This is a genomic window from Streptomyces sp. NBC_01716, from assembly GCF_036248275.1.
GTDB lineage: Bacteria > Actinomycetota > Actinomycetes > Streptomycetales > Streptomycetaceae > Streptomyces.
In genome coordinates, this window is sequence record NZ_CP109181.1 from 7608008 (window position 1) to 7628454 (window position 20447).

Sequence of the window (20447 nt, forward strand, 5' to 3'; positions counted from 1 at the left end):
CGTACGCAGTTCGTAGTAACCCACGAGGAATGGCATGCAACCGGCGGCGCTCCATCAGCGCGTTCCATCATTCGACGGCCATCCCGCAGTCGTCTAAGAAGCAGCCACCGACGAGGTAGCCCCGTCGCCTGCGCCGCTCGGCCTCAGACGGATGGGATTTCAGCCACCTGAGGCAGTACAGAGGCATCGTCAACGCTCGACATCGCCCTGGTGCCTCATCGCGCCTGATCCGACGGAAGCGCCCAGTGGGAGGAACCACCCCCTGATCGCGCCGAGCCACACGACGTCGGCCTCGTGTCGCGCGGCGGGACGCCTCCCTCAAATGTGACAAGGAGAGTCAATGACGACTGCGCAACATTCCGAGAAAACGATCAGCTTGAAGTCCGCCCGGCGCGCATCGCTCGCGGGTGGTGTCGGCACACTGATCGAGTACTACGACTTCAGCGTCTACGGGTTCCTGGCGCTCACCATCGGACCGCTGTTCTTCCCCAGCGACAATCCGACGGTTTCAACCCTGTCCGCGCTCGCCGTGTTCGCGTCGTCCTACCTCATACGTCCGCTCGGCGGCTGGTTCTTCAGTCGTCTTGGTGACCGCCGCGGACGCCGGACAGCCCTTGTCGCGACGATCGTGTTGATGGGTGTGGCGTGCGGCGTGATGGGCCTGCTGCCCACCTACGAACACATCGGAGTCGCCGCGACGATCGCCATCATCGTCGTGCGACTCGCCCAAGGGTTCGCCGCCGGCGGTGAGATTGGCGGCGCCGCCACCTACATCGCCGAGCTCGCGCCTCCCGGCAAGCGGGGATACTACGGATCAACGGTTTCCATAGGGTCCACACTCGGGTTCGCCGTGGCCGCCGCCGTCGTAGGAGTGGTCCGGCTGCTGGTTCCGGCCGACCAAATGGCAACATGGGGCTGGCGGATTCCGTTCCTCCTCTCGCTGATCCTGACTGCGGTCTGCCTGCGGGCTCGCCTGCGGGTTGAGGAGTCACCTCAATTCCAAGAGCTGAAAGACAAGGCCGCGATCGTACGTAGCCCGACGCTGGCCGCTCTGCGCAGCCACCCGCTGTCGGTCGCCCGCGTGGCGGGTCTGGCCATCGCGTTCAACGGCACCGGCTACTTCGGCGTAGCCTACTTCGCGATCTTCCTTGAGCAGGAGGGATTCTCCGCAACAGGCGTCGCCTGGACAGCGGCGTTGTGCATCGCCCTGGCTACCCTGACGTACCCGCTTGCGGGCAAGCTGACGGACCGATACGACCGCAAGCCAATCCTGCTGGCGGCTTACATCGCCTTCGCCGTCATCGCCTGGCCGGTCTTCGCTCTGCTCATCGCAGCAACCAACCTCTTTGTTGTCGGGGCCGTCTATTTCGTCTTCATGTTCTTCACCGGGTGGTCGCAGGTACCGACGTGGCCGCTGGCCACGGAACTGTTCCCGGCGAATGTGCGCTACTCAGGCATTGCGATCGGCTACAACCTCGGCGTGATCATCGGCGGCATCACACCACTCGTCGCCGCCGCCCTCGTGGCCGGCACCGGGAGCAAAACCAGTCCCGTGTACTGGATCCTCGCCGTATCACTCATTGGAGTGATCACCGTCGCGCGCCTGCCGAAGACCGCGGCGAAGCCGCTACCCGCCTGAGCGGACAGCCGGTTCGACGATCTCCTGCAGCACAGCGCGGAAGCGCCGGCCCGGTGTGGGAGATCGTCGAAGGCTGCCAGTTGGCGTTTACTCCTGACTCGTGATCACCTGCCCGACAGTTGAGGCTGCCCAGCGCCAACGAGCGGAAATCACGCGCTGGTACGGAAGGGGCCTGTCACCTCGTAGGTGATGTTGCCGACGCCGCGGAGCGGGGCCGTGCCGTTGACGACGGAGTCGTCGTACGCCAACTCGTAGGTGTTGTTGGTGAGGTTGAGCTGCCAGACTCGGTTGTCGCCCTTGGTCGTGAACCAGCCCGTGTTGTCGGCGTAGTTCAGGTCCATGGAGACCACGGACTCACCTACGCGGCGTGGCTCGTCACGGTCGAGGGCCTCGGGCTTGCCGGTGTCGATCTGGCAGAAGTCGCAGCGCCGGGTGCACTGGTCGCCGCCGATGAGGAACGTGGCCTCGCGCTCCTCCCAGCACTCGTAGATGGTGGGACAGTCGGCCTCCTGGCACACGGTGTGCAGTCCCTCGCTCCTGACCAGGCTCTGCAACTCGCGGTACCTGGGCCCATGTTCGCCCGGGTCTTGATCCACTCGGGCTTGCGCTCGATGGGGGTCTGACTGTTCTGGACCTCCAGACGCAACAACCTACGCCCGCCAGGGGTGACAGTGGGCACGTGCAGCTCCTTAGTTCGGCTTGTGTGCGATGTATGAGGTCACACCGGGGCGCGAGCCGTGGCTAAGGTCCCGTAATCCCTGGCGGGCGCACGACGACAGCTACGGCACCTCGCCGCGTTGTCTCGCCGAGCGATGGCAAGGTCACGAAAACTGCCATGGTTCCAGGGTCCCCTCAGTCTTGGGACGGAGACCGTCATCGGCCGATGAGGTGAAGTGCGGCGGTGATGATGTCGTTTCCGCGGCAGCGATAGACGTCCTGGATCCGGACCGGTCCAATCGCGTCACACTCAGTCGGTGGCGGAACGTTCTAGATTGAATGTACGCTCCGCCGGTAGACAGAGAACTGTTCAATTCGGCAAGGTATGCCTCTGAAGTTGAGCAATCTGCTCAGAAGTGACTTGGGTGAGGGTGTGTCAACTGACCACTATGAACAGTGAGCGAGGCATGGACGCCACCGATGCGCGGATTCTGCTCGCTCTGGCTGCCGATCCGCGGGCCACGGTCGTTGCCCTGGCTGAGCAACTGAGCCTGTCTCGAAATACCGTGCAAGCCCGGCTGGTCAGGATGGAACAGGGCGGCGCATTGGGCTCCTTTGAACGGCGGATCAGCCCGAAAGCGCTGGGCCAGCCGCTCACGGCGTTCGTCACCGCGCAGGTCAATCAGCACCAGCTGGCCGAGGTCTCCCAGGCGCTGGCCGACATCGCCGAGGTCGTGGAGGTCTTCGGCTTGAGTGGCGAGACCGATCTACTGGTGCGGGTGGTCGCTGCGGACGCGGAGGACCTGTACCGGGTCGCGGGGCAAATCCTCGCCGTACGCGGTATCGAGCGCACTACTACAGCCCTGGCCATGCGCGAACTGGTCCCGCACCGCCTCACCCCTCTGCTGCGTCGTGCCGCAGAGGGCAGGTAGCCCTGTCAGACGCCAGTAGAGGTTGCCCGAGCAGGTCATCCACCACCCCCCGCACGGAGACCGAATCGTCCACTGAGACGAGCACGCCTCGTAGCCGCTCTGGTCGACGGCGATTCGGCGGGTTGGTCCAGCCGCCGATCTGCCTCGGTTCTCGACTCACACATGGGGCGGGCAAGGCGCTGTTCGCGTTCTTCGCGGCGATGGCGGAGACCGAACGGGAGAACATCCGGGAGTCGACGCCGGAGGGGCTCGACACCGCCGCCCGCAAGGGCAAGCACGGCGGCCGGCCTCCGGTCATCACCGACGACATGCTCCACACTGTGCTGCGGCGCCGGGCGCTCGCCGAGCACACCAGGCGTGAGGCACACCCCGAAGCCGTCGTACAGGCCCACACCGACTTTGCCGACCTCCGGGCCGGCGAACTCCCCGGCCCTCGGGCCCAGCCGCAGACCGTACGGTGACCCACTTCAGAGCTTCAAGATCACCCCGTGGCCCCTTCTGGGCTTGTCTCGGCGATCCCCCATATACGCCGTCCACGTCGCGATGACACCGGGCATTCCGCGCGAGACTGCGGACGGCATGTCTCGGCGGAAGGTCGGCTGCTCCGGAGGATGAAGTCCTGCTCGATGGGACAACCGTCCGGCGGACCGTGTGTTCCGGTCCGTCGGACGCCGTGGGTGTTGTGTGCGTCAGTGCTTGATTTCGCAGATCGCGGCGCCCGAGGTGAGGGAGGTGCCGACCTCGGCGGACAGGCCCTTGATGGTGCCGGACCTGTGTGCGTTGAGGGGCTGCTCCATCTTCATCGCTTCGAGTACGACGATGAGGTCGCCTTCCTTGACCTCCTGGCCTTCCTCGACGGCGACCTTGACGATGGTGCCCTGCATGGGGGAGGCGAGGGTGTCGCCGGAGGCGGCGGGGCCGGACTTCTTGGCGGCGCGGCGCTTGGGCTTGGCGCCGGCGGCCAGGCCGGTGCGGGCCAGGGGCATGCCGAGGGAGGCGGGCAGGGAGACTTCCAGGCGCTTGCCGCCGACCTCCACCACGACCGTCTCGCGGCCGGCTTCCTCGTCCGCGTCGGTGTCGGCGGGGGCGGCGAAGGGCTTGATGTCGTTGACGAACTCGGTCTCGATCCAGCGGGTGTGGATCGTGAACGGGTCGGCGGAGCCGGTCAGTTCCGGTGCGAACGCCGGGTCCTTGACGACCGCGCGGTGGAACGGGATCGCGGTGGCCATGCCCTCGACCTGGAACTCGGCCAGGGCGCGGGCGGCGCGCTGCAGGGCCTGTTGGCGGGTGGCGCCGGTGACGATCAGCTTGGCCAGCAGGGAGTCCCAGGCCGGGCCGATGACGCTGCCGGACTCCACGCCCGCGTCCAGGCGGACGCCCGGACCCGACGGCGGGGCGAAGGCGGTGACCGTGCCGGGGGCGGGCAGGAAGTTGCGGCCCGGGTCCTCGCCGTTGATGCGGAACTCGAAGGAGTGGCCGCGGACCGGCGGGTCGTCGTAGCCGAGTTCCTCGCCGTCGGCGATGCGGAACATCTCGCGTACGAGGTCGATGCCGGTGACTTCCTCGGTGACCGGGTGCTCGACCTGGAGGCGGGTGTTGACCTCCAGGAAGGAGATCGTGCCGTCCATGCCGACGAGGAACTCCACCGTTCCGGCGCCGACGTAGCCGGCCTCCTTGAGGATGGCCTTGGAAGAGGAGTACAGCTCAGCGACCTGGGCGTCGGACAGGAACGGCGCCGGGGCTTCCTCGACCAGTTTCTGGTGGCGGCGCTGCAGCGAGCAGTCACGGGTGGACACGACCACGACGTTGCCGTGCTGGTCGGCCAGGCACTGGGTCTCGACGTGGCGGGGCTTGTCGAGGTAGCGCTCGACGAAGCACTCGCCGCGCCCGAACGCGGCGACGGCCTCGCGGACCGCCGACTCGTACAGCTCGGGCACCTCTTCGAGGGTCCGCGCGACCTTCAGACCGCGTCCGCCGCCGCCGAAGGCGGCCTTGATCGCGATCGGCAGGCCGTGCTCCTCGGCGAAGGCGACGACCTCGTCGGCGCCGGAGACCGGGTCGGGCGTACCGGCGACGAGAGGGGCGCCGGCGCGCTGGGCGATGTGGCGGGCGGCGACCTTGTCGCCGAGGCCGCGGATGGCCTGCGGGGGCGGCCCGATCCAGGTCAGCCCCGCGTCCAGGACGGCCTGGGCGAAGTCGGCGTTCTCCGACAGGAATCCGTAGCCGGGGTGGATGGCGTCCGCGCCGGACTCGCGTGCCGCGTTCAGGACCTTGTCAATGTCCAGATAGCTGTTTGCCGGGGTGTCACCGCCCAGGGCGAACGCCTCGTCCGCGGCGCGGACATGCAGAGCGTCGCGGTCCGGGTCCGCGTAGACGGCCACGCTCGCGATCCCGGCGTCCCGGCAGGCCCGGGCCACGCGGACAGCGATTTCGCCACGGTTGGCGATGAGCACCTTCGTCAGCATGCCGACTCCAACATGTCGACCAAAGACACGGTGAGCCGATGCGAGGTCTCGACGTTCCGGTCGACGTCCGGGTCTGGCGTGATAACCGCACGGCCGCCCATGGTCTCGGTACGGGGAAGCTCCGTGTGCTGTCGCAGGGCATTCATTCTCTCTCCAAGAGTCAACAGGTAGGGCAGCGCCCGCTTTTCAACGGGGTGAGTAGGAACTGCGCCAGGTTGCTGGCCCCGGCTGCGGGAGCCGGTGTGCGGCGATGCGGGACGGGTCCGACCACCCGTCCCGCGGCTTGGGTGCGCCGGGCGGCGTGGCTGCTTCCGCCGCGGCGCGGGCGCGGACCACCGCCAGTGCGGCGGCCAGCTCCTCGGGTGTCGGGTTGCCCCGGAGGACCTTGATGTTCATGACGGCTCCCAGCAGGCTTAGAGGGGGATGTTGCCGTGCTTCTTCGGGGGCAGGAATTCCCGCTTGGTGCGCAGCTGACGCAGGCCGCGGACGACGTGGCGGCGGGTGTCGGACGGCATGATCACCGCGTCGATGTAGCCGCGCTCGGCCGCGACGTAGGGGTTGAGGAGCGCGTCCTCGTACTCCTTGATCAGCCGGGCGCGCACCGCCTCAGCGTTTTCGGGGTTCTCGCCGTTCGACTTCGCCTCGGCGATGGTGCGCCGGTGCAGGATGTTGACCGCGCCCTGGGCGCCCATGACGGCGATCTGCGCGGTGGGCCAGGCCAGGTTGAGGTCGGCGCCCAGATGCTTGGAGCCCATGACGTCGTAGGCACCGCCGAAGGCCTTGCGGGTGATGATCGTGATCAGCGGGACGGTCGCCTCGGCGTACGCGTAGATCAGCTTGGCGCCGCGCCGGATGATGCCGCCGTGCTCCTGGTCGACACCGGGCAGGAAGCCCGGCACGTCCACGAAGGTGATGACGGGGATGTTGAACGCGTCGCAGGTGCGTACGAACCGTGCCGCCTTCTCCGACGCGTTGATGTCGAGACAGCCGGCGGACTGCATTGGCTGGTTGGCGACGATGCCGACGGGACGGCCCTCGACCCGTCCGTACCCGGTGATGATGTTCGGCGCGAACAGCGCCTGGGTCTCGAAGAACTCGGCGTCGTCCAGGATGTGTTCGATCACCGTGTGCATGTCGTACGGCTGGTTGGCGCTGTCCGGGACCAGCGTGTCCAGCTCCAGGTCCTCGGCCGTGACGGTGAGGTCGGCCTCCTCCGGGAAGGCCGGGGGCTCGGAGAGGTTGTTGGACGGCAGGTACGACAGCAGCTGCTTGACGTACTCGATGGCGTCCTTCTCGTCACCGGCCATGTGATGCGCCACGCCCGAGGCGGAGTTGTGGGTGTGCGCGCCGCCCAGCTCCTCGAAGCCGACGTCCTCGCCGGTGACGGTCTTGATGACGTCCGGCCCTGTGATGAACATGTGCGAGGTCTGGTCGACCATGATCGTGAAGTCGGTGATGGCGGGGGAGTAGACCGCACCGCCCGCGCAGGGCCCGACGACGAGGGAGATCTGCGGGATCACACCGCTGGCGTGGGTGTTGCGGCGGAAGATCTCGCCGTACGCGCCCAGCGAGGCCACGCCCTCCTGGATGCGGGCGCCGCCGGAGTCGTTGATGCCGATGACCGGGCAGCCGGTCTTCAGCGCGAAGTCCATCACCTTGACGATCTTCTGGCCGTAGACCTCGCCCAGCGCGCCGCCGAAGACGGTGAAGTCCTGCGAGAACACGGCGACGGGGCGGCCGTCGACGGTGCCGTACCCGGTGACGACTCCGTCGCCGTACGGGCGGTTCTTCTCCAGCCCGAAGTTGGTGGAACGGTGCCGGGCGAACTCGTCGAGCTCGACGAAGGACCCCTCGTCGAGGAGGAGGTCGATGCGCTCACGGGCCGTCAACTTGCCCTTGGTGTGCTGCTTTTCAACGGCGCGTGCGGAGCCGGCGTGCGTCGCTTCCTCGATACGGCGCTGGAGATCCGCGATCTTGCCCGCGGTGGTGTGGATGTCGATGTCGGACGGTTCCGTAGGCACGGAGCTCACCGGACAGATCCCTTCGGGTTGTTGCGAACGAAGAGGGGGCGGGCGGACGGCTGCGGTACTGGCATGGGCGGAAGCCGACGTAGGTCCGCAGGAGGCGTCATGTCATGCTCCGCAGGCGCTGGGCAGCCGCTCCCAGTGAAGAGGGCTGCTCCAGGGTGCGGAGAGACGACGTCAGGGCGGCTGTCCATCCCCAGGACGTTGCGCAGGGCATGGGACCACGCACCGGTGGTGGGCCGCTTTCGAGGCATGTCGGGCGGTACGGATTCCCGGGTTCGCCGCAATGCTGCCAGGCGTTCGCAGTGGTTGATCTCGAAGTCGGTACTGCTCAGCGAAAGGCTCTCAAAGAGCGTTCGTATGTCCTCGATCGAGTTCATTGCCACCTCGGTCTTGCCGACCGCGCTCCGGGCGATGGACCCGGTCGAGTCGTAACCCACTTGCGTCGTCAGGGCGAAAGCCGCGCTGACCGGTTCGTGGGTGCCCCTGTTGGGCTCCTTCGCCGTCCCGAACTCGGCACGTTGCCGCGTCGTCCATGGCCGGCCGAGGTGCATCGTCGGGTACAGGCTCCGGAACCGGGCCGGGGCGTCCGGCTGTGTCCCGGGGTCGATGTCCCGCAGTGCACGAGGGTCGTAAGCCTGGCTGGATCGGCAGACCGGACTCGCTTCGTGCAAGGGAACTCACGGTGGAACCTCCAGAAACGGTACTCGATCTCATGGGAACGGTACTCAGTTCCGAAGTTCTGGGCAAGTGATCCCGAATTGATGCGCGAGGCATTCGCCCCTTGCGGGCCCCGGTTTCCCATCGGCGCCAGGCGCGGCACGACCCTCGTTGCCTTCCGCAGCGGACGGGACATCGAAGTTTTGCTCCAGCCCTGCTGCGCCTGCCCAGGGACTTTTGCGCACAGGAGCGCCTAGGGTCTGTCGTTTGGATCTTGCCGGGCTCGCGGTCCCTGGCACGCACGCCCTCCCCCGTAGCCCCGGAGGGGGCACGGGAGGTGCCCCCTGCGTTGTCGTCGGTCGGCATGGCTCCGCCATGTCTCCCTAGTCCTCGTCGACGGCCACGACGGTCGTGGAGGCCGACAATGTTGACACGTGGATGGAACCCCGCCTGCCGCTGGCGGCACGGCTGTGAGGAGACTCTCTCGCCGCTGCGGTCATCGGGTTGTTGCGCGCATGCAGATGGCGTCGACAGCTCTGTGTAAAGAGCCCGTGATGACGCCGACGGAGACGGCCAATGCCTCGGTGATCGAGAAGTTCTCGGCACCGCCGGTGTCACGGCCACCGGAACGTCGTCGTCGGCCTTCAGCCGACCGGGTCGGCGATGATGCCGGAACCGGTACGCCACGCCGAGCGGGAAGCAACTGCCGCCTGGCTCAGTTGGTGACGCTCAAAAACTGTCCGCTGGGCGTGATGTTCCTTCGTTGAATTGGGGCTCATCGGTACCGGCCGGAGGATGTTGTGGTCCTGACGGGAGGCCCGGTCGGTCATCGGCGGCCGGGGTGCTTGCCGACGGCCTGGAGACGACCTCGCCGATTCTGCCTCCCACGGCCAGATGCGGACGGCTGGCCGACGAGTCAGCTGGTTGGGGAACGGCTGGAGCCCCCGACCACTTCTGTTCGATTCCGCTCAGAGCCTTCATCACAGGTCCAATCGTTCGGGCGGGGCATCTACTTCGCTCCGCCGTGGAGATGGCGGACGAGCTGGGTTGGAACCGCCCGACGGCACGATGCGGCTTGTCAGGGCAGGCGACGCGCCGCCGGACGGGGTCGGTGGGGAGTTCCCATGGGATGGTGCGGGTCGGCTGAGTGGGGCCGTCCGGCGGTACGTCTTTTCGGCAGGACAGGGCCGTACCGCCGGACGGGGTGTGAAGGGAGAACCCCGTCGGGGGATCTTGCGGCGGACCGGTTGTGCATGGTGACTGCCGCAGTTATCTCCCCGGTGAGGCGCAGCGCTACGAGGCCGAGGGAGACGACCCTGGGTTGAGCGATGCGGGGGCGCTGTCCGCGTGGACGGTGAGCGCGCTTTTGCTCTTGCCCGCCGGCCCTTCACGCGGGAGCTGTCGGGTTCTCGCTCAGTCGATGAGGTCGAGGGCGGTGGTGACGATGCTGTCGGTGTCGATGCTGTGGTAGCGGTAGACATCCTCGATCGCCCCGGACTGGCCGAACTTGGTGACACCGAGGGTGCTGACGGGAACGTTCTGGATGGTGCTCAGGAATGCCAAGGTGTGCGGGTGCCCGTCCAGGACGGTGACGAGCGGGGTGGCCCGGTCGAGGGGGAATACCTGGTCGAGGATCCAGGTCGGGTCGTCCGACAGCCCGCGGCGGGCCTGGAGCGCACGGAATAGCAGATCCGGGCTGGTCACACACACGACATCGGCGGCTTGGCCGAGGGCGGCGAGGCGGTCGGCGGCGGCCAGGGCTTCGGGTACAAGAGCGCCCATTGCAGCGATAGTCACCACGGGCTTCTCGTGCTGCCGCAGCCGGTAGGCTCCGGCGGTCACATGCCGGCGGCGGCGTTCACGGGCGGCAGGGTCGGTGGGCACAGCGGCGAGCGTCTGGTCCACTGGGCGGGTGGACAGCCGCAGGTAGGCCGAACTGCCGTCTGTCTTACCAAGGTTGCCGAGGGAGGTCAGCAGACACCATTCGGTGTCGATCGCGAACGCCGGCTCGTAGGTGACGCAGCCGGGCTGTTCGATGCCGAGCGAAGGCGTGGTGATCGACTGGTGCGCGCCGCCCTCCGGGGCGAGCGTGACACCGGACGGGGTGCCGACCAGGATCGACTGTCCGCCCGCGTAAATCCCGAACGACCACGGTTCCAGTGCCCTGTTGACGAACGGGTCGTAGACCACGCCGATCGGCAGCAGCGGCTGGCCCCACCGGCTCCAGGTGGCGCCGAGCTCACTGAGCACGCCGACCAGGTTGGTTTCGGCGATGCCGAGTTCCACGTGCTGGCCGGTCGGCTGCTCACGCCAGTGCAGGATGGTCTCGGCGTCGTCGGCGAACCAGTTGGGGCGCTCGGTGGGCGACCACACGCCCACCTTGTTGAGCCAGCCGCCGAGGTTGGTGGAGGAGCTGACGTCCGGGCTGACGGTGACGATCCGGCTCGCCGCCTCCGGTGCCCGGCGGGTGAGGTCCAGCAGGACGCGTCCGAGGGCCTGCTGGGTGTTGCCGGTGCCGGTCGGCGCGGCTCGGCCGAGGTCCGTGGGTAGCGTGGGAGCTTGCCGCAGCGCGTATCCGGGGCGGCGCAGCCGCTGGGCCGCCTTCGTGCACAGGGCCGCTTCCGCCGAACCGTCGGCGAAACGGGTCCACGGGTGACCCAGATCCAGTCCGAGGCGGTCGGCCAGTGCCGTCATCTGGTCGGCTGTCAGGAGCGAGGAGTGGTTCTGCGGGTGGCCCTCGGTGGGGAGCCCGTAGCCCTTGATCGTGTAAGCGAAGATCACAGTGGGCCGGGTGTCGTCTACGGCGTCGTAGGCGTCCATCAGAGCGCCGATGTCGTGGCCGCCCAGGTTGCGCAGGGCCGCCAGCAGTGAGGCGTCGTCCAGGGACGCGATGAGCTCGGCGATGGACTGTGCCGTGGAGCCGCTACCGGGCAGGCGCTCGCGCAACTGGTCGGCCGAGCAGCGCAGCAGGCGCTGGTACTCGGGGTTGCCCATGGTGTCGATACGAGCACGCAGGGCCTCGCCACCAGACCTGGTGAACAACTCCTCCAGGAGATGGCCGTACTTGAGGGTGAGCACTTGCCAGCCAGCAGCCGCGAACATGCCTCGCAGCTTGTCCGCGGCGATGCCAGGGATGACTCGGTCGAGGGACTGCCGGTTGAGGTCGACGATCCACACCGCTTCGCCCAGGCCCGGCACCATCGGGTCCTGGACGGCTTCCCAGATCGCTCCCTCGTCCAGCTCCGCATCGCCGAGCACGGAGTACTGGCGCCCTGTGCCGGCGCCGCCGAAATGACCCTCCACATAGCGCCGCGCGAGGGCGCCCCATAGGGGGGCGGTGGCACCGATGCCGACCGAACCGGTGGAGTAGTCGACCGGGTCGGGGTCCTTGGACCGGCTGGGGTAGCTCTGCAGGCCGCCGAAGGCGCGCAGCGTGGTCAGGTAGGACTCGTCCAGCTCGTCCAGCAGGTAGTTGATCGCATGCAGCACGGGTGAGGCATGCGGCTTGACCGACACCCGGTCCTCGGCGGTCAGCGAATGGAACCACAGCGCAGTCATGATGGAAGTCATCGAGGCACTGGACGCCTGGTGACCACCCACCTTCAGCCCCGCAGGGTTCGGCCGTACCCGGTTGGCATGATCGATGATCGCGGTGGAGAGCCACAGCACCCGCTGCTCAACCGCCTTCAGCACGACGAGCTCCTCCGCCCGGGCAGGACCAGAGCTGTCGACGTCGGCCGACCTCAGTTCCGCAACCATCACAGACCTCCTCCGCATTCGGCACCATGCCTTAAGAAATTTTGCGTTGTGCTCCGCAAGTAGACCTATGGTCCTGCGACTGCACAAGTTGTTGCCTTTGACTTGAGCATTCTGCTCAGACTTTGAGTTGGCCGGCAGGCATTGACAGGGCATCATGACCAGTGAACAGCCTCTCGATGCTGCGAACGCCTGATTAGCTGGTCCTTCGAAATCTCACTGCCGGAATGCGTGTCTGCGGGATTCCTCCGCCACTACCGCTTCCGGCAGACGGCCGGCCGGTGCGCTGACGATTGCACGGTTCTGCTGCCCCGCCATGGCAAGCGCTGTTCAGGGGGCGTACTCCGCAGCCGGACGACTGAATTGCAGACTCGATCGATTCTCGGCACATCTATGCGACCTGGTCACAAGTTTCGCCTGACGACAGGGAGTTGATCGCTTGCAGAACATCCGTCAGCCATGCGACTTGCCCGTCGAACTGTGACAGCTTCCAGGGCCGAACCCACCGGTATGCCTCGTGCTCCCAGTTGAGAGTGAGCCGGCGTTGCCTGGTGCGGGCCACAAAGGTGTGCACGGTCCAGTCCTGGCCGCCACTTGGGTCGGCCAGGCGTAGCGTAGGGCCCGCAGTCAGGTGCTCCAGAGCACGGGCGGGGAGCAAAGTCTCCTCCCAGATCTCCTGGATGGCCTGCCGTACCGGGTCGCTGTCAGCGTCCAGATATCCAGTGATGCAGTGCCACAGGCCTGCGTCATGCTGGACGGATCCACTGCGCTTGAACAACCCGATACGCCCTCGCCACATGAGGATGACGGCGACGATGTGTCGCGGGCCCCGAGACGTGGGTCGGCTGAACTCGTCCAGGGACTGAGCCCTTTGCGAAGCTTGCTGAATCACTGTGCGATCACCGCCTTCGGAAGGGACACTCGAATACGACCCGATAGGCCTTTTCATCTGGAGTGCTTCTTTCATGCGACGGCCCGGACTCGGAGAAAGCCCCGTCGTGGCAGGTCAGGAGAACTCGTCCCATTTCTGATCAGCACCGGATGCCCGGCCGCGTGACAGCGCGAGGTACGGCACTCCCTGACGGCGACCTTGCCGAGCACCGTCGCTCCTGTTGTTCACCGGATGCGCCTCTCGCTCCCGGCCCAGGCCTTCTCACGCAACACGAATTTCTGGACCTTCCCCGTGGAAGTCTTCGGAAGCTCCGTAAACGTGACCGTTTTCGGCGCCTTGAACCGCGCCAATCTGCCCTTTACATGGTCGATGATCTCCGCCTCAGTGGCCGTGGCACCGTCCTTCAAGCGCACATAGGCGGCGGGGACTTCACCCCAGCGCTCGTCCGGAACGGCGATCACCGCGGCCTCCAACACCGCTGGGTGATCCTCGATCGCCTGCTCCACCTCGACCGACGCGATGTTCTCCCCACCGGAGATGATCACGTCCTTCGAGCGGTCACGCAGTTCCACGTACCCGTCGGCGTGCACGACGCCGATGTCACCGGTCCGGAACCACCCGTCCGGTACCGCTGCCAGGGTGGCCTCCGGGTCGTCGAGGTAGCCGAGCATGAGGTTGTTGCCGCGCAATGCGATCTGCCCCGTGGTGACACCGTCAGCGGGGACGTCGGTGCCGTCGTTCGCGATCACCCGCGGCACGCACGAGATCATGTTTCCGACGCCCTGGCGCGCCTTGAGCCGCGCCTTTGCTTCGGCGTCGCGGTCGTTCCACTCCGGGCGCCAGTCGCACAGCATCGCCGGACCGTAGGTCTCGGTCAGCCCGTACAGGTGCGTGACCTCGAACCCAAGCTCCGCCGTCCGCCGCAGGATTGCCGGCGACGGCGGCGCCCCACCGGTCGCGATGCGCACCGTGCGGTCCAGCGGCGCGGCCTCGCTGGCATGGGCGATCATCGACAGCACCGTCGGGGCCCCGTTGAGGTGCGTGACGCCCTCCTCCTGGAGGAGTCGCCAGATCTCCGCCGGGTCCACCTTCGGCAGGCAGACGTGCGTCGCGGCCGCTGAGGTCACCGCCCACGGGAACGTCCATCCGTTGCAGTGGAACATCGGCAGCGTCCACAGGTACACGCTCGATGGCGTCAGTCCTGTGTGCCCCACCATTGCCACGGCCTGCAGGAAGGCCCCCCGGTGGTGGTACATCACGCCCTTGGGGCGACCCGTGGTCCCTGAGGTGTAGTTGATCGACAGCAGTGACCGCTCGTCGGTCGGGGTCAGGTGCAGCGGCTCCGAAGCAGCCAGCAGATCCTCGTACTCCTGCCCCGCCCGGATCCGGTGCGGCGGAGTGTCCAGCCGGGTGAGGACCTCGTCCACCAGCCCGTCGAACGACGGGTCGTGGACCAGTACGGCGGCCTTGGAGTGTTCCAGGATGTAGGCAACCTCGTCCACCGCGAGCCGCGTGTTCACCGCGACCAGCGGCACCCCCGCCCACGGCACCCCGAAATGCGCCTCCAACGACACATGCGTGTTCGGCGCCAGCACCGCCACTGGGCGGCCTTCGGCCAGCGGTGCCAACCCGCCTGCCAACCGCTGACACCGATCACGCAGCTCCGCATAGGTCCACCGGGACTGCCCGTCCACCACCGCGACCCGGTCCCCGTGCGCCGCCGCGGCACGATCCAGATACGACGTCGGGGTCAACGGCTCGAAAGACAAGGAGTCCACGTCGTGGGTCATCGTGGGGTCTCCTTGGTGTGGTTGGTGTGGTTGGTGTGGTTGGTGTGGTGTTGGCGGAGTGCTTGTTCGTGGGCGGGGCGTGCGGTGCGGATGTCGGTGAGGATGTCGTTGGGTGGGCGGACTATGTTGCGGGGGTTTTTGAAGTGGGGGATGACGTATTTGCCGAAGAGTTCGATGGAGTTCATGAGTTGGTGGTGGGGGAGGCTGTCGACTCGCAGGACGAGTGCGTCGGCGCCCATGTCGGCGTAGCGCTGGATGTGTTGGATGCAGTGGTCGGGGTCGCCGACGATGAAGCCCTGGGAGTGTTCGAGCATGTATTCCTCGTCGTTGAGGTTGATGTTTTTGACGGCGCCCATGTAGGCGTAGTCCTTTGAGAGTTTGGAGAGGCGTTCGTAGGCGTCGGTGGAGAGTTTGGCCATGTCGAGCAGGGGTTTTGCTTCGGTGCGGGCTTGTGCTGTGGTTTGGGCGCAGTGCATTCCGCCGGCGATGGCGATCATTTTGCGTGGTGTGATGGGGTGGGGGTGGTGTGTGGTGGTGAGGGTTTTGTCGTAGAGCTTGATCATGTTTTCGACGAGGTCGTAGCCGAGGTAGAGGCCGCCCATGATGGCGCCGATGCCCATGGTGGCTGCGGTTTCGACGGAGTTGGGGCTGCCGGCGGCGGCTGAGATGGGCGGGTGGGGGTTTTGTAGGGGTTTGGGGACGAGGCTGCGGGGTGGGATCTTGTAGTGGTCGCCGACGTAGGAGAAGACGTCGTTGAGGAATGCGTGGCGGATGAGTTCGATGCCTTCGCGCCACTGGGCTTTGTTTTCCGAGGGGTCGACCTCGAATGCGCGCAGTGCGAGTGTGGTGTTGCCGCGTCCGGTGCCCAGTTCGACGCGGCCGTTGGACAGGATGTCCTCGGTGGCGACGCGTTCGGCGACGCGCAGGGCGTGGTTCATCCGGGTGGGCAGCAGTGTCACGAGGTGGATGAAGCGGATCCGGCTTGTGAGGGCCATGAGGTAGGGGTAGAGCACCTCCGGAGCCGAGACCGATGCGGTGCCCAGGGCGACGTGCTGCTCGGAACTGCCGAAGGCGTCGAAGCCCACCCGCTCCGCCAGGAGCACCTCCTCGATCAGCTCCCGGTAGCGGTGCTCATGCGTGAGCCCGACCGGGGTGTCTCCCTCGGACATGAGGATGAAGTCCATGACGACCCTTCCGTCGAATGTTAATCGCCGATAACGTATGGCGTAGTTCAGCCCTGGTCAAGGCCTCCATGGGAGCCGCACAGCGTTAGGTGGCGGTAACAATGAGGGTCGGCTGAGCACGGGTCACCGCCCACGGCGGAGGGCCGTACCGACGTCGACGAGAGTGCGATCTCGCGAGCCGTTCGAGTGAGGAGCGATTGCGCCGCTGAGGACTTCATCGAGACCGTGGACGGCGAACCACGTGCCTGCTCGTTGACGACATCAGGGCATGCACACCCAGCGGGTACTCGACCACCCGCATGGCATGGGCACTGGCCACGCGTTGCCGCGCGCCCTGGCACGTTCGGCTGCGCACCTGGGACTGCGACCGCTCCTGAGGCGCGGGGAGGAGGCTTCGTTTGAACCGTCGGGCGGATCGGACGAAGATGCCGGCGATGTGAAGTCCGGCCAGGCAGGTGGCCGCGGTCGTGCTGTAGCAGTGGCCAGGCCAGGCGGTTGACGCACCGTGCTACAGCGTTGCGTTTCTTGAAGATTTCTCAGTGGAGAGCTGGAGGCGTGCCGCCTCGGCTGCACCCGTCGCAGCGGATGACCACGTGATCCGCCGGGACTCAGAACACCGCCCCGATGCCATGCTTTCGCAGATGGCACGGCACGCGGCGGGCGCCACTGCCCAGCGCCTGAGCCCGCCGGAGAAGCCGACGATTCCCTGCCGCGCTGTGCGACAGCACAAGCCGATGTTGCGCCGGCGGCGGGGGATCGTCGGGCCTGCGGATGAGCGACTGCGGTCAGTGATCGAAGCCCCTGCCATGCCACCGGCGGAGGGCAAGCGCAGCGAAATGGCGCCTCGGCCCCACCTCCAGGGGGTCAACCCGCATCGTCACAAGCCTGTGCGGCCACGACCGCACCTGTGATCGCCATGGCGGCGCCGATACCAAGCACGGCACCCGTCGAGGCAATGACAAACGGGCGCGGGCAGACAGCTGACCGGTAAGAGCCGCTTGCGCCCTGGGGCCTGGAACTCAGTGCCGTTCTCCGTGTCGGATGGGGTCTGCTGGGATGAGTAGTGCGTTGATGGCGGCGGTGCGGATGGTGGTTGCGACGGTCTCGGGATCGAGTCCGCTGTTGAACTGCGGGACGGCGTTGATCATCGAGAAGACGGCGTGGGTCAGGACGCGGGTCTGCGCGTCTGGCAGGTCGGGCCGCAGCCGTGTGACCAGGCCGCTCCACTCTTCGGCGTAGAGGCGCATCATGCGTCGCATGCGATGGCGTTCGTCGTCGGGGACGTTGTGTTCGTTCTTCAGGAACACCAGCGTGGACGGCACGTTGTCGAGGGTGCGTCTGACGTGGTAGTCGATCATTGCTTCGAGTGCCTGGCGTGGATCCGAGATCTCGGCTGCCGTCCTGCGCGCGTTCGCCAGCAGCTCGTTCAACGGATCCTCGAGCACGGCGATGAGCAACGCCTGCTTGCTGGGGAAGTGCCGGTAGAGGGCGGGGCCGGTCACCCCGGCGCGGGAGCCGATCATCTCCGTGGTGACCGCATCGAAGGCACGCTCGTTGAACAGCTCGCCGGCGACCTTGATCAGCACCTGCCGACGTGTCGCGCGCGGCGATGCAGTACGAGGAGAAGGTGAGCTAGTCATGTACGAAGCTTACGTGAGTCGTCGATAACGTGTCGTTGTGTGCGTCGCGAGCAGGTCGGCGACGGCGTTCAGGCAGGAAAAACCCAGCTCAGAGGAGATTCCGTGCGGGTCACCGAGTACCCCGCTGGACGCGACAGCCTCGACGCCGTCGGTAAATAGCAACGCGTCGGAAGTCGGCACGACGAGATCGGCGGTCGGCACGGACGGTCTCAAGTCTCGCCCCGCAGCGAGAGCGCCCGGCGCAGCCGATCCGCACCGTCGCTAGCACGACTGCGCGCACCTTCTGATGCAGGGCGACCGATCGGCGGGGGGTTCCAGTCACCGAGCGGCTTGGCGGCACCGTGCCGCTCCGTGGCGCATAGCGGCAGGGCCGCCCCTACGCATGCCGCTTCCGACGGAGTCCGTGATCTCGACGAGGCCGAACGCCCGCGACTCGCTGACGTGTGGTTACTCCCTCCCGGTGCACCCGACCGACCCTCTCGTTGTTACCAGTACCTAACATTTTCGGCTTCCCGGTGGCCATGTGACCTGGGGTGAGCTACCTTTGGTGTTATTGGCGATTAACATTTGACGGAAGGGTCGTCATGGACTTCATCCTTATGACCGAGGGGGACACCCCGGTCGGGCTCACGCATGAGCACCGGCATCGGGAGCTGATCGAGGTGCTGGCGGAGCGGGTGGGCTTCGATGCCTTCGGCAGCTCCGAGCAGCACGTCACCCTGGGCACGGCATCGGTCGCCGCACACACTGCCCGCGAGGTGTGGAATGGCTAATCAAGTTCAGGGACTGGATGCGGCCGCCTTCCGCTCGGCGCTGGCTCAGTTCCCTTCAGGTGTGACGATCGTGACGACCCGAGGCGCCGGCGGCGCGCCGCACGGATTCACCGCGAGCTCTTTCGCGGCGTTGTCACTTGACCCGCCACTCATTCTCGTTTGTCTGGACCAAGGAGCGGACTGCTTCCCGGCCTTCATGGCGGCTGAGCAGTTCGTGGTGAACATCGTGACGCCCGAACATGCGAAGTTGGCCATGAGGTTCGCCACGAAGGGCGAGAACAAGTTCGCACACGGGAGCTTCGAATCCGACGAAAATGGTCATCCGATACTGTCCGACGCCGCCGCGGTCATCCGCTGCGAGCTGGAGGAGGCAGTACCCGGAGGAGATCACGTAATTCTCATCGGCCGAGTGCACGACGCCCGGATGGGTGGCGGCAAGCCGGTGACGTGGTATCGAGGCGATTTCCTCCACCTCGGGGAGAGCGTTGCATGAACCACATCGAGCACAGATCGACAGCTGTGGTGGACCGCGGCGCGCGCCGTGGTGCAACCCTCCGCTCAAGCCGTGCTGCGACCGTACGGTGAGCGACCCCGTGAAGACCGACCGCGTGAAGATCGGGAACGTGCTGCACCCGGTGGCCGACGTCAACGCCGCCGTGCGCTTTTACACCGACACCTTCGGCCTGGCCCCGATGTTCGTCGACGGCGACCGCTACGCCGCTCTCGACGCCGGCAGCACTACGTTGGCCCTGACCGGCCCGGCCGAGGACGTCACCGGCGGGGCGCCCGCGGCCTCGTTCAAGGTCCCCGACGTGGCCTCGGCACTCGCAGGCCTCGTGCAGGGCGGCGGGTCCGTAGTCCGGGAGCCCGAGCACGGCCCGCATGAGGTCCGGGCCGTAGCCCGGGACCCATGGGGCAACACCGTGGTGATCTACGGACCGCAGTAGGAGAGTCCGGTAGCGGGCCTCCGGCCTCCGGCTTGCCCTCAGACCGAGACGTCAGGGCGCGTCTCCGGCCGGGGCCCTCATACCCGATGAACATTCCTGTTCGTGCCTCTCTCCGGCCGTCGACCAGATCCTCGACCTTTTCACGCCGGAACGACGTGCGAGGCCCAGGCGCCCACACGCTCCCCTGGTCACCCGCCCCCAAAGCCCGGAAGGTTTCCGTGCATTCCGACTTCCCTCCGCCTTCACCCGATCGCCCGCCGACGCCGGACCCATCGCTCGAAGCCCTCCGCCGTCGACACGGTGAAGGCCCCCTCGAAGCCCCCCGCGCATAGCTGCCGCCAACGCTGCCCCTCGTGCATCGGCATAGCGCTGTCCTTGTTGACCGACATCCCCGCAGCCCACGTGTACGGGCACACGACCCTGTGGCTTTTTACGCTTGCCTCAGGCCAGGGAGACGAGCAGGAATGACTCTACGTTTTTCGCGGACCGGTCACTCTCACTTTGGCCTCGGTGTACTGCTGCTTCTTGCTCAAAAGATACGCGACAGCGGACGTTATACCCTCACTGACCTATTCTCCCTGCGTGCTGCTTAGCCGCAGCGCGCGAATTGCCGCGGCTCTGGTGACGCTCGCGATCGCCATTCCCGTCCTCATGGTCCAACTGCGGGCCACAGGAATCAGCGTCACCCTACTGATCGGCCGGTCGACCCATGGAACTCAGGTCGTCTGCATACAGATTGTCAAGGTGATCGTCACCCTGGCCACGCTTTTGGTGCTCACACTGCTGGCGCTCAGTAAAATTGAGTGGAGCCCCGGTAATCTGTTCTCTGCAGCGGCGGAGAAGAGTATGTCGCCGGACGGATACCTGAGCCCCGGACTCTGGCCGCGCACCGCGAACCTCGGCCCACTCAACGTACTCGGCGAACACATGGTCCTGATCCTCGGTACGGCCGTACTGCCGAACCTGATCCTGCGTGTCTGCGCCTCTCGCAACGGACGCTCGGCACGGCGATCCACGAGCATTGCCTCGGGACTGGTCCTGCCTTCCTCGTTCTCCTGAGCGCAGCGGGCTTCGCAGCTGCGGCCGTG

General features: G+C 66.6%; 18 protein-coding genes and 1 pseudogene. 8 read left to right on the top strand and 11 right to left on the bottom strand.

Annotation, left to right across the window (positions count from 1 at the left end; genetic code table 11):
- The first annotated feature begins 340 nt into the window (after nt 1-340).
- Nucleotides 341-1639, top strand: coding sequence for an MFS transporter (locus tag OIE74_RS33990; protein WP_329390598.1), 1299 nt, complete (start codon nt 341-343; stop codon nt 1637-1639).
- Nucleotides 1640-1950: 311 nt separating this feature from the next.
- Here OIE74_RS33990 and OIE74_RS33995 read toward each other — a convergent pair.
- Nucleotides 1951-2318 (bottom strand): annotated as a pseudogene (locus tag OIE74_RS33995) (lipoyl synthase); the annotation flags it as partial.
- 445 nt (nt 2319-2763) lie between these two features.
- On the opposite strand from OIE74_RS33995, the gene OIE74_RS34000 reads away from it, so the two are divergent.
- Entirely contained in the window at nt 2764-3228 is a 465-nt protein-coding gene (locus OIE74_RS34000; protein WP_329390600.1) for an Lrp/AsnC family transcriptional regulator, read from the top strand.
- 122 nt (nt 3229-3350) lie between these two features.
- Nucleotides 3351-3689, top strand: a complete 339-nt coding sequence (locus OIE74_RS34005) for a recombinase family protein (protein WP_443076311.1) — start codon at nt 3351-3353, stop codon at nt 3687-3689.
- A gap of 228 nt (nt 3690-3917) precedes the next feature.
- Here OIE74_RS34005 and OIE74_RS34010 read toward each other — a convergent pair whose 3' ends face one another.
- The 4 genes from OIE74_RS34010 to OIE74_RS34025 form a co-directional block, all read right to left on the bottom strand.
- Entirely contained in the window at nt 3918-5690 is a 1773-nt protein-coding gene (locus OIE74_RS34010) for an acetyl/propionyl/methylcrotonyl-CoA carboxylase subunit alpha (RefSeq protein WP_329392535.1), read from the bottom strand.
- 189 nt (nt 5691-5879) lie between these two features.
- A complete protein-coding gene (locus OIE74_RS34015; protein WP_329390602.1) occupies nt 5880-6089 on the bottom strand; it encodes an acyl-CoA carboxylase epsilon subunit in 210 nt (69 codons plus the stop codon).
- Between the two features lie 17 nt (nt 6090-6106).
- Entirely contained in the window at nt 6107-7714 is a 1608-nt protein-coding gene (locus OIE74_RS34020; protein WP_329390604.1) for an acyl-CoA carboxylase subunit beta, read from the bottom strand.
- A gap of 5 nt (nt 7715-7719) precedes the next feature.
- Entirely contained in the window at nt 7720-8391 is a 672-nt protein-coding gene (locus OIE74_RS34025; protein ID WP_329390607.1) for a methylmalonyl-CoA mutase family protein, read from the bottom strand.
- A gap of 540 nt (nt 8392-8931) precedes the next feature.
- On the opposite strand from OIE74_RS34025, the gene OIE74_RS34030 reads away from it, so the two are divergent.
- Nucleotides 8932-9144 carry a hypothetical protein gene (locus OIE74_RS34030; RefSeq protein WP_329390609.1) on the top strand — a complete coding sequence of 71 codons (213 nt, stop codon included), beginning with the start codon at nt 8932-8934 and terminating at the stop codon, nt 9142-9144.
- A gap of 646 nt (nt 9145-9790) precedes the next feature.
- Here the strand turns inward: OIE74_RS34030 and OIE74_RS34035 are convergent.
- From OIE74_RS34035 to OIE74_RS34055, 6 genes are all read right to left on the bottom strand, one after another.
- On the bottom strand, nt 9791-12136 hold the full coding sequence (locus tag OIE74_RS34035) for a transketolase-like TK C-terminal-containing protein (protein WP_329390611.1): 2346 nt from the start codon (nt 12134-12136) through the stop codon (nt 9791-9793).
- Nucleotides 12137-12524: 388 nt separating this feature from the next.
- Nucleotides 12525-13100 (bottom strand): NUDIX domain-containing protein, encoded by a 576-nt coding sequence (locus tag OIE74_RS38725; RefSeq protein WP_443076312.1) that lies wholly within the window; start codon nt 13098-13100, stop codon nt 12525-12527.
- 149 nt (nt 13101-13249) lie between these two features.
- Nucleotides 13250-14815: an AMP-binding protein gene (locus OIE74_RS34040; protein WP_329390612.1), complete on the bottom strand. Its 1566-nt coding sequence runs from the start codon at nt 14813-14815 to the stop codon at nt 13250-13252.
- Nucleotides 14812-15999, bottom strand: a complete 1188-nt coding sequence (locus OIE74_RS34045) for an LLM class flavin-dependent oxidoreductase (protein WP_329390614.1) — start codon at nt 15997-15999, stop codon at nt 14812-14814. The genes OIE74_RS34040 and OIE74_RS34045 overlap by 4 nt, the downstream gene beginning before the upstream one ends.
- Before the next feature lie 1019 nt (nt 16000-17018).
- Nucleotides 17019-17639 carry a TetR/AcrR family transcriptional regulator gene (locus OIE74_RS34050; protein ID WP_329390616.1) on the bottom strand — a complete coding sequence of 207 codons (621 nt, stop codon included), beginning with the start codon at nt 17637-17639 and terminating at the stop codon, nt 17019-17021.
- 9 nt (nt 17640-17648) lie between these two features.
- Complete coding sequence (locus OIE74_RS34055; RefSeq protein ID WP_329390617.1) at nt 17649-17840, bottom strand: hypothetical protein; 192 nt, start codon at nt 17838-17840, stop codon at nt 17649-17651.
- Nucleotides 17841-18223: 383 nt separating this feature from the next.
- On the opposite strand from OIE74_RS34055, the gene OIE74_RS34060 reads away from it, so the two are divergent.
- The 4 genes from OIE74_RS34060 (at nt 18224) to OIE74_RS34075 (ending at nt 20418) form a co-directional block, all read left to right on the top strand.
- The gene (locus tag OIE74_RS34060; RefSeq protein WP_329390619.1) at nt 18224-18412 is read left to right on the top strand and encodes a hypothetical protein; all 189 of its coding nucleotides are present in this window, start codon (nt 18224-18226) and stop codon (nt 18410-18412) included.
- Complete coding sequence (locus tag OIE74_RS34065; protein ID WP_329390621.1) at nt 18405-18905, top strand: flavin reductase family protein; 501 nt, start codon at nt 18405-18407, stop codon at nt 18903-18905. Before OIE74_RS34060 ends, OIE74_RS34065 begins: the two co-directional genes overlap by 8 nt.
- Nucleotides 18906-19005: 100 nt before the next feature.
- Complete coding sequence (locus OIE74_RS34070) at nt 19006-19359, top strand: VOC family protein (RefSeq protein ID WP_329390623.1); 354 nt, start codon at nt 19006-19008, stop codon at nt 19357-19359.
- 582 nt (nt 19360-19941) lie between these two features.
- A complete protein-coding gene (locus tag OIE74_RS34075; RefSeq protein WP_329390626.1) occupies nt 19942-20418 on the top strand; it encodes a hypothetical protein in 477 nt (158 codons plus the stop codon).
- Nucleotides 20419-20447: the final 29 nt, after the last annotated feature.

Coding starts and splice junctions, on each gene's coding strand:
- OIE74_RS33990 (WP_329390598.1), top strand. CDS start 341: ATGACGACTGCGCAACATTCCGAGAAAACGATCAGCTTGAAGTCCGCC.
- OIE74_RS34000 (WP_329390600.1), top strand. CDS start 2,764: ATGGACGCCACCGATGCGCGGATTCTGCTCGCTCTGGCTGCCGATCCG.
- OIE74_RS34015 (WP_329390602.1), bottom strand. CDS start 6,089: ATGAACATCAAGGTCCTCCGGGGCAACCCGACACCCGAGGAGCTGGCC.
- OIE74_RS34030 (WP_329390609.1), top strand. CDS start 8,932: ATGACGCCGACGGAGACGGCCAATGCCTCGGTGATCGAGAAGTTCTCG.
- OIE74_RS34035 (WP_329390611.1), bottom strand. CDS start 12,136: ATGGTTGCGGAACTGAGGTCGGCCGACGTCGACAGCTCTGGTCCTGCC.
- OIE74_RS38725 (WP_443076312.1), bottom strand. CDS start 13,100: ATGAAAGAAGCACTCCAGATGAAAAGGCCTATCGGGTCGTATTCGAGT.
- OIE74_RS34040 (WP_329390612.1), bottom strand. CDS start 14,815: ATGACCCACGACGTGGACTCCTTGTCTTTCGAGCCGTTGACCCCGACG.
- OIE74_RS34045 (WP_329390614.1), bottom strand. CDS start 15,999: ATGGACTTCATCCTCATGTCCGAGGGAGACACCCCGGTCGGGCTCACG.
- OIE74_RS34050 (WP_329390616.1), bottom strand. CDS start 17,639: ATGACTAGCTCACCTTCTCCTCGTACTGCATCGCCGCGCGCGACACGT.
- OIE74_RS34060 (WP_329390619.1), top strand. CDS start 18,224: ATGGACTTCATCCTTATGACCGAGGGGGACACCCCGGTCGGGCTCACG.
- OIE74_RS34065 (WP_329390621.1), top strand. CDS start 18,405: ATGGCTAATCAAGTTCAGGGACTGGATGCGGCCGCCTTCCGCTCGGCG.